This window comes from Streptomyces sp. NBC_01166 (genome assembly GCF_045039765.1).
Taxonomy (GTDB): Bacteria; Actinomycetota; Actinomycetes; order Streptomycetales; family Streptomycetaceae; genus Streptomyces.
On sequence record NZ_CP108613.1, the window covers coordinates 3,480,607 to 3,493,553 of the forward strand.

General features: G+C 69.7%; 10 protein-coding genes. 6 read left to right on the top strand and 4 right to left on the bottom strand.

Features of this window, described 5'->3' with window-relative positions; translation table 11 throughout:
- The first annotated feature begins 95 nt into the window (after nucleotides 1–95).
- Both OG379_RS15940 and OG379_RS15945 read left to right on the top strand, forming a co-directional pair.
- On the top strand, nucleotides 96–1,787 hold the full coding sequence (locus OG379_RS15940) for an LCP family protein (RefSeq protein ID WP_405663277.1): 1,692 nt from the start codon (nucleotides 96–98) through the stop codon (nucleotides 1,785–1,787).
- Nucleotides 1,788–1,836: 49 nt separating this feature from the next.
- The gene (locus OG379_RS15945) at nucleotides 1,837–3,519 is read left to right on the top strand and encodes an LCP family protein (protein ID WP_405663279.1); all 1,683 of its coding nucleotides are present in this window, start codon (nucleotides 1,837–1,839) and stop codon (nucleotides 3,517–3,519) included.
- Nucleotides 3,520–3,583: 64 nt separating this feature from the next.
- Here OG379_RS15945 and OG379_RS15950 read toward each other — a convergent pair whose 3' ends face one another.
- Nucleotides 3,584–4,606, bottom strand: a complete 1,023-nt coding sequence (locus tag OG379_RS15950) for a glycosyltransferase family 2 protein (protein ID WP_405663281.1) — start codon at nucleotides 4,604–4,606, stop codon at nucleotides 3,584–3,586.
- A gap of 330 nt (nucleotides 4,607–4,936) precedes the next feature.
- On the opposite strand from OG379_RS15950, the gene OG379_RS15955 reads away from it, so the two are divergent.
- Nucleotides 4,937–6,301 (top strand): LCP family protein, encoded by a 1,365-nt coding sequence (locus OG379_RS15955; protein WP_405663283.1) that lies wholly within the window; start codon nucleotides 4,937–4,939, stop codon nucleotides 6,299–6,301.
- Nucleotides 6,302–6,520: 219 nt separating this feature from the next.
- Here the strand turns inward: OG379_RS15955 and OG379_RS15960 are convergent, their stop codons facing one another.
- Nucleotides 6,521–7,069, bottom strand: a complete 549-nt coding sequence (locus tag OG379_RS15960; protein WP_393766663.1) for an acyl-CoA thioesterase — start codon at nucleotides 7,067–7,069, stop codon at nucleotides 6,521–6,523.
- A gap of 119 nt (nucleotides 7,070–7,188) precedes the next feature.
- Between OG379_RS15960 and OG379_RS15965 the strand changes: the two genes are divergently transcribed.
- Complete coding sequence (locus OG379_RS15965; protein WP_405663285.1) at nucleotides 7,189–8,469, top strand: LCP family protein; 1,281 nt, start codon at nucleotides 7,189–7,191, stop codon at nucleotides 8,467–8,469.
- A 61-nt stretch (nucleotides 8,470–8,530) separates the two neighbouring features.
- Here the strand turns inward: OG379_RS15965 and OG379_RS15970 are convergent, their stop codons facing one another.
- Complete coding sequence (locus OG379_RS15970) at nucleotides 8,531–9,094, bottom strand: ferritin-like fold-containing protein (RefSeq protein ID WP_405663288.1); 564 nt, start codon at nucleotides 9,092–9,094, stop codon at nucleotides 8,531–8,533.
- Between the two features lie 308 nt (nucleotides 9,095–9,402).
- Between OG379_RS15970 and OG379_RS15975 the strand changes: the two genes are divergently transcribed.
- Nucleotides 9,403–10,149: an SAM-dependent methyltransferase gene (locus OG379_RS15975; RefSeq protein ID WP_405663291.1), complete on the top strand. Its 747-nt coding sequence runs from the start codon at nucleotides 9,403–9,405 to the stop codon at nucleotides 10,147–10,149.
- Between the two features lie 66 nt (nucleotides 10,150–10,215).
- On the opposite strand, the gene OG379_RS15980 is transcribed toward OG379_RS15975, so the two are convergent.
- A complete protein-coding gene (locus tag OG379_RS15980; protein ID WP_405668523.1) occupies nucleotides 10,216–11,373 on the bottom strand; it encodes an acyl-CoA dehydrogenase in 1,158 nt (385 codons plus the stop codon).
- A gap of 197 nt (nucleotides 11,374–11,570) precedes the next feature.
- Here OG379_RS15980 and OG379_RS15985 point away from each other — a divergent pair, with 197 nt between their 5' ends.
- Entirely contained in the window at nucleotides 11,571–12,914 is a 1,344-nt protein-coding gene (locus tag OG379_RS15985) for a UDP-glucose dehydrogenase family protein (RefSeq protein ID WP_405663293.1), read from the top strand.
- Nucleotides 12,915–12,947 lie beyond the last annotated feature (33 nt).

Below are 12,947 nucleotides of genomic sequence, written 5' to 3' on the forward strand. Positions count from 1 at the left end.
TCGCGGCCAACAGGCCGCACACGGCCGGAGCGGACGACCGAGCGCCCGGCCGGGGGAGGCGCCTCGCGTGGCACCGACGGAGGATTCAGGAAACCGTGGACGCGCATAGCCGTGGGCGGGCGGACGAAATAGATCCCGCCGACCAGTGGGTACTCAATCCGCAGACCGGCAATTACGAATTGCGACTGAACCACTCCGGAACAGAGTCGTCCGGCCCTTCCCGTACGACGAATGGGCCGGCCGGCCGGGGCGAATCCGCCGGGGTGCCCGCTCAGCGGAGCCGCCCCCAGGCGGGTGACGGCCGCGACCGGACTCCCCCGGCCGCCGGCCGGGGACGCAAGCCGCGGGCGTCGAGGCGTAAGAAGGCGCTGCTGTGGACCGGCGGGGTCATGGCCTTCGTGATCGTCGCCGGGTCCGCGGGGGCCTACGCGCTCTACCAGAAGTTCAACGGCAACCTCGACACCGTCGACGTCGGTGACGCGGGCAGCAAGAGCGTCGCCGGCGACGGCCCGCTCAACATCCTGATCATCGGGACCGACAAGCGGACCGGCGAGGGCAACGAGGGCTACGGCGACAAGGGCAGCACCGGCCACGCCGACACCAACATCCTGTTCCACGTCTCCGCCGACCGCACCAACGCGACGGCGATGAGCATCCCGCGGGACCTGATCACCGACATACCCGACTGCACCACCAAGCAGGCGGACGGTTCGGAGAAGGAGATACCCGGCTCGCAGAACGTGCGCTTCAACGTCAGCCTCGGCCAGGAGGGGCGCGACCCCGGCTGCACGATGCGCACGGTCAAGAAGATGACCGGCCTGTCGGTCGACCACTTCATGATGGTCGACTTCAACGCCGTCAAGACCCTCTCCACGGCCGTCGGCGGCGTCGAGGTCTGCCTGGACAAGGCGGTCAAGGACCCCGACTCGCACCTCGACCTGCCGGCCGGCACCTCCACGATCCAGGGCGAGGACGCGCTGGCCTTCGTCCGCACCCGGCACAGCTTCGGGAACCAGAGCGACCTGGACCGGATCAAGGTCCAGCAGCAGTTCATCGGCTCGATGATCCGTCAGATGAAGTCCGACGACACGCTGACCGACCCGGGCAAGCTCTTCAAGCTCGCCGACGCGGCGACCAAGGCGCTCACCGTCGACTCCGGGATCGGGTCGATCAAGAAGCTGACCTCGCTCGCCCAGGAACTCGGCAGGATCGACACCAAGAACATCACCTTCGTCACGATGCCGGTGAAGGACAACCCGGCCGAACCGACGCCGGTCACCGTCGTCGTGGACCCGCAGAAGGCCCAGCAGCTGTTCTCGGTCATGCGCTCCGACACCTCCCTCACCGAGGTGAAGAAGAAGGAGCAGGCGGCCAAGGACGAGCAGGAAGCCGTCCTCGAGGGCAGCAGGGCGGAGGCCGCCGACATACGCGTCGACGTCCTCAACGGGGGCGACATCACCGGCGCGGCGGCCGCGACCGTCACCTGGCTGCAGGACGAGCAGGGCGTGGCCGGCTCCACGAACAAGGCGAACGCCCCGGCGAAGACCGACAGGACGACGCTGGCGTACACACCGGGCCAGGCGGACCAGGCCCGTGCGCTCGCGGACATCATGGGCCTGCCCGCCACAGCGCTCAAGCAGGGGGCGGCGGGGGCCGACGGCGATCAGGCGATGGCGCTGACCCTGGGAGCCGACTTCAAGGGCGCGGGCGTACCCGTCACCGGTCCGGCAAAGGCGCCGGAGAACATGCAGAGGGCAAGCGCCGACAAGGCGGAATGCGCGAAGTGACGACCGGTCGTCGCGCCACAGCAGAATTCTGAGGAGCAGGGGGATCCTGGTGGGACGTAGCAGCACGCGCGGGGAGGGGACACGGCCACGCAGCCGGCACGACGGGCCGCCGGGCGGCGAAGGCGGCGGTGACGCACCGGACGGCGCCGGGCCCAGGGGCCACGGCCGACGGCCCCGGACGGCCCCGCCCCAAGCCGGGAGCGGTCCGGGGAGGCCCAACCGTCGCGCCCGGCGGACCGCCGGAAAGGGCGGGAAGCGACGCGTCCTGCGCTGGGTGGCGTGCGTTCTCGCGCTGCTGATACTCGGCACCGGCGGCGCCGGTTACATCTACTACAAGCACCTCAACGGCAACATCAGGAAAGAGGACCTGACGCTCGGCGACAAGGAGATGGCCGACCACAAGGCCAACTCTGCCGGGCAGACGCCTCTGAACATCCTGCTCATCGGATCCGACGCCCGGGACTCCAAGGCCAACCAGAAGCTGGGCGGCGCGAAGGAGACCTTCGGAGGCACGCCGCTCGCCGATGTGCAGATGCTGCTCCACCTCTCCGCGGACCGCAGCAACATCTCGGTCATCAGCATGCCGCGCGACACCATGCTGAAGATGCCCAAGTGCACCGACCCCGACACCGACGAGGTGTACCCGGCCAGCACCGTCGACGTGCAGACCAACCAGAGCCTGGGCCGCGGCGGCCCCGGCTGCACGGTGGCCGCCTGGTACGAGCTCACCGGCATCACCATCGACCACTTCATGATGATCGACTTCGCGGGTGTGGTCTCCATGGCCGACGCGATCGGCGGCGTCCCCGTCTGCGTCGACGCCAACATCTACTCGCACACCAGCGACGGCAAGGGGTCCGGGCTGAAGCTGGAGGAGGGCACCACCTCCGTCAAGGGCAAACAGGCCCTCCAGTGGCTGCGTACGCGCTACGGCTTCGAGGACAACACGGACCTCGGCCGGACCAAGGCCCAGCACCAGTACCTGAACTCGATGGTCCGCCAGCTGCGCAAGGGTACCAAGCTCACCGACCCCGGAAAGCTGATGAACCTCGCCGAGGCGGCCACCAGCGCGCTCACCGTCGACAAGGGCCTCGACACCGTCAAGAAGCTGTACGACCTGGCCGAGGAGCTCAAGAAGGCCCCGACCGACCGCATCACGATGACGACCATGCCGAACGTCTACGGCACGGGGCAGTTCAGCGGGCGGGTGTACCCGAAGCCCGACGAGGCCGAGCAGGTGTTCCGGATGATCCGTGAGGACATCCCGCTCGACGGCAAGGCGTCCAAGCGCAAGACGCCCGTGGCCAAGGACCAGGCCGCCCCCACCGCCGAGATCGCGGTCAGCGTGCGCAACGCGAGTTCCACGGAGACCCTCGGTCCGGTCCAGGGCCGCGCGACCACGGTCCAGGAGCTGCTCACCGAGGCCGGCTTCACCAAGGCGACCGTCGACCAGCAGAACGTCGAGGCCGCCGCCACGACCGGCATCCTCTATCCCAGTGCGGACCTGGAGGGCGACGCCCAGTCGGTCGCCAAGGCACTCGGGATCCCGGTGTCCCAGGTGAAGAAGTCGACCGACGTCTCGGGCATCGTCCTGGCCGTGGGAGCCGACTGGCGCAAGGACGGGGCGTACCCCGCCAAGGCCGCCGAGGAGAAGACACCCGACTCCGCGAACCCGCTCAACGGCGCGGACGAGGAAGCCTGCATGAAGGTCAACCCGGGCTTCACCTGGTGACGTCGTACGTGTGAGAAGGGCCCCGCCGTCACCGGCGGGGCCCTTCTTCCTGTCGTGACGGCGGTCAGGCCGTCTGCTCCCGCACGGCCGGGCGGCGGCTGGCGATGACCCGCTTCGCCAGCGAGCGGGGGCTGGTCAGGAAGCCGTACCCCCAGGACATGTGCATGGTGGCCAGCGCCACCGGGATCTGCGCCCGGGCCTTCAGGGGCAGCCCCTTGCCCGCGGGCAGCGACCCGGCCACGATGGCCGCGACGTACCCGGCCGGAACGACGAACGCCCACGGGGTGACGGCGGCGCCTACCACGATGCCTGCCGCGATCGCGCAGACGGCGGTCGGCGGGGCCAGGTAACGCAGGTTGATCGAGCCGGAGTGGTAGCGGGCCACGACATGGCGCCAGCGGCCGTACTCCTTGTACTGCTTGGAGAGTGCGCGGATGCTGGGCCGCGGACGGTACTGCACCTTCAGCTCCGGCGAGAACCAGATCAGACCGCCCGCCTCGCGGATCCGGAAGTTCAGCTCCCAGTCCTGCGCGCGGATGAACTCCACGTTGTAGCCGTCGGCGCGCTCCAGCGCCTCGCGGCGGAAGACCCCCAGATACACGGTCTCGGCCGGGCCCGCCTCCCCTCCGGTGTGGAAGGCCGCGTTGCCGACGCCGATCTTCGACGTCATCGCGGCGGCGACGGCGTCCTCCCAGGCGTTCTCACCCTCGGCGTGCATGATGCCGCCGACGTTCTGCGCGCCGGTCTCCTCCAGGAGACGGACAGCGGTCGCGATGTAGTTCGGCGAGAGCATGCCGTGGCCGTCGACCCGTACCACGATCGGGTGACGTGACGCCTTGATCGCCGCGTTGAGCGCGGCAGGGGTGCGGCCGGTCGGGTTGGGGACGGTGTGGACCCGGGAGTCCTCCAGGACCAGCTCGGCAGCGATCTCGTCCGTACGGTCGTTCGAAGGCCCGAGGGCGATCACCACCTCCATCTCGCCGGCGTACTCCTGCTCCAGGATGTGCCGGACCGAGTTCCTGAGATGGCGTTCCTCGTTGAGCACCGGCATGATCACGGAGACGGCGGGGTACTGCGCGGCAGACATGTGGTCCTCGGGGGGTCCTCGGGGGTGCCGGGGTTCCGGGGGATTTCGCACCCCAGGAGGCGGCGTGATTCGGCCGCCACGTTACCGCGAACGGGGGACAGCGGCGCGCGCCGCCGGGTCTCGTCCCGGTCCGCAGATCGTATGGGCCTACCGTGCGAAAGTCCTACTCGCACCGCGGAGGTGTCCCCCGTGCCCACGCCGCACCGATCGCCCCGTCCACCGCACCCCCGCACAGCCGGCCCGCAGCGCAGGCCCTCACGGCAGCCCGGAGCCGGTCGCGCCGGGCGGCGGAACCGGTCCGGCGGGCGGAAACCGCCGCCCCGGTGGGGCATGCGGGTCGTCACCGGGCTGTCCGTGCTGGTGCTCGGTGCCGGCGGTATCGGCCATGCCGTGGTGAGCGGTCTGGAGACGGGGATCGACCGGGTCGACCCGTTCAAGGACATGAAGAACCGTCCCCAGGGCGGCCACGGCATGAACTTCCTGCTCGTCGGCACCGACGGCCGCGACAGGATCAGCGCGGCCGAGAAGAAGAAGTACAAGCTGGGCGGCGCCCCCTGCCACTGCACCGACACCCTCATGCTCGTCCATGTCTCGGCCGACAAGCAGCGGGCCAGCGTCATCAGCCTGCCGCGCGACAGCTACGCGGAACTCCCGGCCCACACCGACGGCACCACCGGCAAGGAGCACTCCGCCCATCCGGTGAAGCTGAACGCCGCCTATGCCGAGGGCGGACCTCATCTCACGGTGCGGACCGTCGAGCAGATGACGGGCGTCAAGATCGACCACTATCTCGAGGTCGACTTCACCAGCTTCATGAAGACGGTCGACACCCTGGGCGGGGTGGAGATCTGCACCGCCAAGCCGCTCAAGGACTCGTACACCGGCCTGGACCTGGCCGCCGGCACCCACCAGCTGGACGGTGGGCAGGCTCTCCAGTACGTGCGCTCCCGGCACCTCGACGGGGCGGCCGACCTGGGCCGGATGCAGCGCCAGCAGAAGTTCATGGCCGCGCTGATCAAGCAGACGACCAGCAGCGGTGTGCTGATGAACCCGATGAAATTCCAGCAGGTCGCCTCGTCGATGCTCGAATCGGTCCGGGCCGACAAGGGCTTCGGCACGGAGCAGATGCTGGAGCTCGGCAAGGCGATGCGCGGCTTCACCCCGGCCTCCTCGGAATTCGCCTCCGTGCCCCTGGAGGAGAAGGGCTACCAGGTCAAGGGCATCGGCTCCACCGTGAAGTGGGACGCCGCGAAGGCCAAGCAGATGTTCCAGGCCCTGCGCGAGGACAAGCCGCTCGCCCCGCACCTGCCGAAGCAGCCCAAGGCGACGCCCGTCGAGGTGGCCCCGGAACAGATCCGGGTGCAGGTCTACAACGGGACGCCGAAGGACGGGCTCGGCCAGGACGTCGACGCGGCGCTGCGCTCCACCGGCTTCAACACCACCCGCTCCCCGCTCAACGGCGGGCCGCACGACCTGCGGCGGACGCTGGTCACCTACGACCCCCGCTGGGACCGCTCGGCGAAGTCCCTGGCGACCGCGCTGCCCGGATGTGAGCTCCGGGCCGTGAAGGGGCAGGGCGGGACCATGAAGGTCACGGCGGGCTCGGACTTCACCGAGGTGCAGCGCGTGAAGGCCGAGGACCCGCAGCGTGGCGAATTCGGCACGGTGACGGGCGACCAGGTGGTCTGCCCCTGACCACGCCTTCCGGAGGTCACCCCTCGCGGCGCCGCGAGAACGCCGGCGCCGCGAGGGCGACGACCGCGGCGCCGGAGGCGGCCGGCCAGAGAGCCGTGCAGCCGCCCTCGCCCGGTGCGCCGGGCGAGTCCGACAGGAACGCGCCGAGCAGGGCGGCGAAGACTGCTGGAACACCTGCGCGCCCCGCGCTGCCCCCCGCCCGGCCCCCCGCCGCGGGGGCTAGTCGTCGATGCCTTCGGCCGCGCGCTGCTCCCGCAGCTCCTTGATCGCGCGGCGGCGGGCGAGGCGGTGCGTGCGGCGGATCTGGGCCTCCTGGTAGCGCCTCTTGTCGCGTTCCGTCTCCGGGGTCACCGGCGGTACGCGGCGCGGCTTGCCGTCCTCGTCGACCGCCGCGAACACCAGGTAGGCGCTGCCGACCTGCTGGGCCGGGGTCGACTCGTTCCACCGCTCGGCCATGACGCGGACGCCGACCTCCATCGAGGAGCGCCCCGTCCAGTTCACCTGGGCGCGGACGTGAACGAGGTCACCCACGCGGACGGGCTCCAGGAAGACCATCTCGTCCATCGAGGCCGTCACGGCCGGTCCGCCGGAGTGCCGGCCCGCGACGGCACCCGCCGCGTCGTCGACCAGCTTCATGATCACGCCGCCGTGCACCGTGCCCAGCAGATTGGTGTCGTTGCCGGTCATGATGTGGCTGAGGGTGGTCCGGGAGGCCGAGGTCGGCTTGCCCGGAATTTCGCCCTCCGGTGGCTGGGACTGATCTGTCATGCCGTCCACCTTATGCGGGGGCTTGCACCCGGTTGCATTGCATCAGCTTCGCAACAGCCCTGCCCCGATCCCCCGTACACCCTGTAAGAGCCCCGGGCCGAGACGGCACACTGGTCCGCATGAGCGATTGGCCCGAAGGACGGAACGGCGGACAAGGCGAACGCTACGGGCGGGGCAGCGCAAGCCCCCGGCCCGAGAGCGCCCGCGCCATGCCGCACGTCCGGCGGCGCCCCGCGCCGCCGCAGTCCCCGCCCCACATCCCGCCGCAGCAGGGACAGGGCTACGAGGACGGACCCGGTTACGACAGCGGCTACAACACGGGCCAGGTGTACGGCGGCGGCCAGCGTGCCGGCGGCCCCGGTGGTGGCGGTTACGGCGGCCGCGGGGGTGACAGCGGTTACGTCCAGCCCCGTGCGGCACCGAACTGGGGCCGGCGGATCAAGGTCGGCGCACTCACCCTCGTCGTCGTGGTGCTCGCCGTCTCCGTCGGCACGTACTTCTGGGCCGACGGCAAGCTCAAGCGCGAGGTCGACCTCTCCAAGGTCATCGAGCGGCCGAGCGAGGGCGACGGCACGAACTACCTGGTCGTCGGCTCCGACAGCCGCGAGGGCATGACCGCCGAGGACAAGAAGAAGCTGCACACCGGCTCCGCCGAGGGCAAGCGGACCGACTCGATGATGATCCTGCACGACGGCTCCAACGGCCCGACGCTGATCTCACTCCCCCGCGACTCCAACGTCGAGATCCCCAGCTTCGTCGGCTCCGAGTCCGGCAAGAAGTTCGCGGGCACGGGCCGCACGACCAAGCTGAACGCCGCGTACGCCGAGGACGGCCCGGAGCTCCTGGTCCGCACGGTCGAGTTCAACACCGGGCTGCGCATCGACCACTACGTCGAGATCGGCTTCGGCGGCTTCGCCAACATCGTGGACGCCATCGGCGGCGTCGAGATGGACATCCCCAAGGCCTTCAAGGACAAGAACTCCGGCGCCGACTTCCAGGCCGGCAAGCAGACCCTGAACGGCGAGCAGTCCCTCGCCTTCGTCCGTACCCGGTACGCGTTCGCGGGCAGCGACCTGGACCGCACGAAGAACCAGCAGAAGTTCCTCGCGGCGCTGGCCTCCCAGACGGCGACCCCCTCGACGATCCTCAACCCGTTCAAGCTCTACCCGACGATGGGCGCCGGCCTGGACACGCTGGTCGTCGACAAGGACATGTCGCTCTGGTCGCTCGGCAACATGTTCTTCGCGATGAAGGGCGTCACGGGCGGTGAGGGTACGTCGATGAACATCCCGCTCACGGGCGGGAGCGTGAACGGCAACCTCGTCTGGGACAAGGACAAGGTCAAGCAGCTCGTGGAGCAGCTGAAGAACGACGAGAAGGTCACGGTCAAGGGCAGCTGACGCCCCGCCGCCGGACCTGGACGGCCCCTCGCCCCGCCTTCCGCGGGGTGGGGGGCCGTTGTCACGCGCTCCCGGACGCCGTCGGCTGGTACAGGTCGTTCAGTTCGTCGGCGTGGTCCTCCTCCTCCTTGAGGATGTCCTCGATGAGCCGCCGCGTCGTGGGGTCGCTCTCGCCGATCCACCGCACGATCTCGGTGTACGTCTCGATGACGATCCGCTCGGCGACGAAGTTCTCCCGGATCATCTCCTGGAGGTCCGTCTCCGCCGGCGTCTCGTACTCGGTGTGGGAGCGGGCCACGAGTGTGGCCGGGTCCATGTCGGGGCTGCCGCCCAGCTGGTTGATCCGGTCCGACACACGCTGGAAGTGGTCGAGCTCCTCGCCGGCGTGCTCGCGGAACATGTCGGCGACCTGCTGCCGGTGGATCCCCTGGGCCACGATCGCGTTCTGCGTGTAGCGCAGGTAGCAGACCATCTCTGTGGCGACCACCTGGTTGAGCACGTCGAGGAGGCGCTCCAGATCGGCGGTGTTCGCGGGGGTGACGGGGCCCTTGGTGATGTCCCTGCGGGCCTCTTCGCGGATCTTGGAGATGTCGAGGGCGAACTGGTTCGGCACAAGGGTTCCCATCTGTCCGGTTTCGAGCCCTTTTCTGCAGGCATCGGAATCGTAAGGGCAGGAAGCCTTCGGGAGCGGATTGCGACTCGCTCGCCCGACAGGGACCGCGGGAGGCAGGGCCCGGGTAATCGAACCCGGGAAGCCCGGGAGCGCGAGCCGAAAATCGGTGGAGGTGTCGGGCCGGAAGGCCTACGTTTACCGGCTCACGATCCATGCGTTCGAACGAGGTGTATCGATGACGGTCCGAGCAACGGCCCCCGACTCCGGTCGGCCGTCCCCCGCAGACGCCATGACCTCATCGAACCTAAGGAACACCACCCGTGGATCTTCCACGCATCTTCACCATTCGCGAGAGTAGCCACCGCATCCACAACCCGCTCACCCCTGGCAAGCTCGCCGCCCTGGGCCAGGCACTGCGTCTGGCGCCCGGGACGCGCGTGCTCGACCTGGCCGGCGGATCGGGCGAGATGCTGTGCACCTGGGCCCGCGACCACGGCGTCACCGGGACCGGGGTGGACATCAGCACGGTGTTCACGGAGAAGGCCCGCTCCCGCGCCGCGGAACTCGGCGTGGCCGACCGGGTCACCTTCGTGCACGGCGACGCCTCCGGCTTCGTCGCGGACGAGCCGGTCGATCTGGCCGCATGTGTCGGCGCCACCTGGATCGGGGGCGGCGTGGCCGGCACCGCCGAGCTGCTGGGCAGGAGCCTCCGCCCCGGCGGCCTGATGCTGATCGGCGAGCCGTACTGGCGGCAGGAAGTCCCGGACCGGGAAACCGCCGAGGCCTGCCACGCCGGCGGCAAGGACGACTTCCTGGGACTCCCGGAGCTCATCGAGCAGTTCGGTGATCTCGGGTACGACGTCGTGGAGATGGTGCTGGCCGATCAGGACAGCTGGGACCGCTACCAGGCGGCGCAGTGGCTCAACCTCCGCCGCTGGCTCGACGCTCATCCCGATGACGAGCTGGCCGACGAGGTACGGGCCGAGCTCACCACCGGCCCCGCCCGCTACACGAGGTACCAGCGTGAATACCTCGGCTGGGGAGTCTTCGCACTGATGGGCCGCTGACGCTCCGGACGGCGCGGGCCCGGGCAGCATGTGCTGCCCGGGCCCGCGCGCCCTGCGGAGATGCCGTTACGGCAGGTTGCGGGCCATGACGATGCGCTGGACCTGGTTCGTGCCCTCGTAGATCTGCGTGATCTTCGCGTCGCGCATCATGCGCTCCACCGGGTAGTCACGGGTGTAGCCGTAGCCGCCGAGGAGCTGGACGGCGTCGGTGGTGACCTCCATCGCGACATCGGAGGCGAAGCACTTGGCCGCGGCTCCGAAGAAGGTGAGGTCACCGTCGAGGCGCTCGGACTTGGCGGCCGCCGAGTAGGTGAGCTGGCGGGCGGCCTCCAGCTTCATGGCCATGTCGGCGAGCATGAACTGGATGCCCTGGAAGTCACCGATCGGCTTGCCGAACTGCTTGCGCTCCTGGACGTAGCCCTTGGCGTAGTCCAGGGCGCCCTGGGCGATGCCGAGCGCCTGGGCCGCGATCGTGATGCGGGTGTGGTCCAGGGTCTTCATCGCGGTGGCGAAGCCGGTGCCCTCCTCGCCGATCATGCGGTCGGCGGGGATGCGGACGTTGTCGAGGTAGACCTCGCGCGTCGGGGAGCCCTTGATGCCGAGCTTCTTCTCCGGGGCGCCGAAGGAGACACCCTCGTCGGACTTCTCGACGACGAACGCCGAGATGCCCTTGGAGCGCTTCTCCGGGTCGGTGACGGCCATCACCGTGTAGTACTCGGACTCGCCCGCGTTGGTGATCCAGCGCTTCACACCGTTGAGGACCCAGAAGTCGCCGTCACGCACGGCCCTGGTCTTCATGCCCGCCGCGTCCGAGCCTGCGTCCGGCTCGGACAGGGCGTACGAGAACATCGCCTCGCCCTTGGCGAGCGGGCCCAGGTACTTCTTCTTCAGGGCCTCGGAACCGGACAGGATCACCGGCAGCGAGCCCAGCTTGTTGACGGCCGGGATCAGCGAGGACGACGCGCAGACCCGGGCCACCTCCTCGATCACGATGACCGTGGCCAGCGCGTCCGCGCCCGCGCCGCCGTACTCCTCCGGAACATGGACCGCGTGCAGGTCCGAGGCGACCAGAGCCTTCAGCGCCTCGTGCGGGAAGCGCGCCTCCTCGTCCACCGCGGCCGCGTGCGGGGCGATCTTCGCCTCGGCGAGCGAACGGATCGTCTCACGGAGCATCTCGTGCTCCTCGGCCGGACGGTACAGGTCGAAATCGGTCGAACCCGCCAAGACGTTCACTCCCCAAGGATGCTAACTACCGTTAAGTAACACGATTTTAGTGGCGCCGCCGCGCGGAGGCATACGGGCGGGGTACGTGAGCTTGCCGACAGCCGCGGAGACAGCCCGGAAGGCGGCCGGAAAACGGCGTTCCGCACGCCCGGTTATGCTCGGCTCCGCACGTCTGTCCGCATCGTTCAGGAGCACCCATGGCCCTCAGGATCACCGTGATCGGCACCGGCTACCTCGGCGCCACCCATGCCGCGGCCATGGCGGAGCTGGGCTTCGAAGTCCTCGGGCTCGACGTCGTGCCGGAGAAGATCGAGATGCTCTCGGCCGGCAGGGTGCCGATGTACGAGCCGGGGCTCGAGGAGATCCTGCAGAAGCACGTCGCGGGCATCGAGGGCTCCACCGGGCGGCTCCGTTTCACCACCTCCTGGGAGGAGATCGGCGCGTTCGGCGATGTGCACTTCGTCTGCGTGAACACTCCTCAGAAGCATGGTGAGTACGCCTGTGACATGAGCTACGTGGACAGCGCCTTCGAGTCGCTGGCCCCGCAGCTGACCCGCCCCGCGCTGGTCGTGGGCAAGTCCACCGTCCCGGTGGGCTCCGCCGCGCGGCTGGCGGCGCGGCTGGCCGAGCTGGCGCCGGTGGGCACGGACGCGGAGCTGGCCTGGAACCCGGAGTTCCTCCGCGAGGGCTTCGCGGTCGCGGACACCCTGCACCCGGACCGGATCGTCGTAGGCGTGGAGAGCGAGCGGTCCGAGAAGGTGCTGCGCGAGGTGTACGCGGGACCGATCGCCGAGGGCTCGCCCTTCGTGGTGACGGACTTCCCGACCGCCGAGCTGGTGAAGACCTCCGCCAACTCCTTCCTGGCGACCAAGATCTCGTTCATCAACGCGATGGCCGAGGTCTGCGAGGCCGCCGACGGCGACGTGGTGAAGCTCGCCGAGGCGATCGGCCACGACGAGCGCATCGGGAAGAAGTTCCTCCGGGCCGGGATCGGCTTCGGCGGAGGCTGCCTCCCCAAGGACATCCGGGCCTTCATGGCACGCGCCGGTGAGCTGGGCGCCGACCAGGCGCTCACCTTCCTGCGGGAGGTCGACTCCATCAACATGCGCCGGCGCGGTCACATGGTCGAGCTGGCCCGCGAGGCCGTGGGCGGGGGATCGTTCCTGGGCACGCGCGTCGCGGTGCTGGGCGCCACCTTCAAGCCGGACTCCGACGACGTACGCGACTCGCCGGCCCTGAACGTCGCCGGGCAGATCCATCTGCAGGGCGGCCAAGTCACGGTCTTCGACCCGAAGGGCATGGAGAACGCCCGGCGGCTCTTCCCGACGCTCGGCTACGCGGACACGGCGCTGGACGCGGTGCGCGGTGCGGACGTGGTGCTGCACCTGACGGAGTGGCGCGAATTCCGGGAGCTGGACGCGGTGGCGCTGGGCGAGGCCGCGGGGCGCCGGATCATCCTGGACGGCCGCAACGCGCTGGACCCCGTGGTGTGGCGCGAGGCCGGCTGGACCTACCGCGCGATGGGCCGCCCGAAGGCCTGACCCGGAGCCTGATGCGAGGAGGCGGCGGCCCGG

Excerpts from the sequence above, each read along its gene's own strand:
- OG379_RS15960 (WP_393766663.1), bottom strand. The coding sequence starts at position 7,069 with ATGACAGATCAGTCCCAGCCACCGGAGGGCGAAATTCCGGGCAAGCCG.
- OG379_RS15970 (WP_405663288.1), bottom strand. The coding sequence starts at position 9,094 with ATGGGAACCCTTGTGCCGAACCAGTTCGCCCTCGACATCTCCAAGATC.
- OG379_RS15965 (WP_405663285.1), top strand. The coding sequence starts at position 7,189 with ATGAGCGATTGGCCCGAAGGACGGAACGGCGGACAAGGCGAACGCTAC.
- OG379_RS15985 (WP_405663293.1), top strand. The coding sequence starts at position 11,571 with ATGGCCCTCAGGATCACCGTGATCGGCACCGGCTACCTCGGCGCCACC.
- OG379_RS15950 (WP_405663281.1), bottom strand. The coding sequence starts at position 4,606 with ATGTCTGCCGCGCAGTACCCCGCCGTCTCCGTGATCATGCCGGTGCTC.
- OG379_RS15955 (WP_405663283.1), top strand. The coding sequence starts at position 4,937 with ATGCGGGTCGTCACCGGGCTGTCCGTGCTGGTGCTCGGTGCCGGCGGT.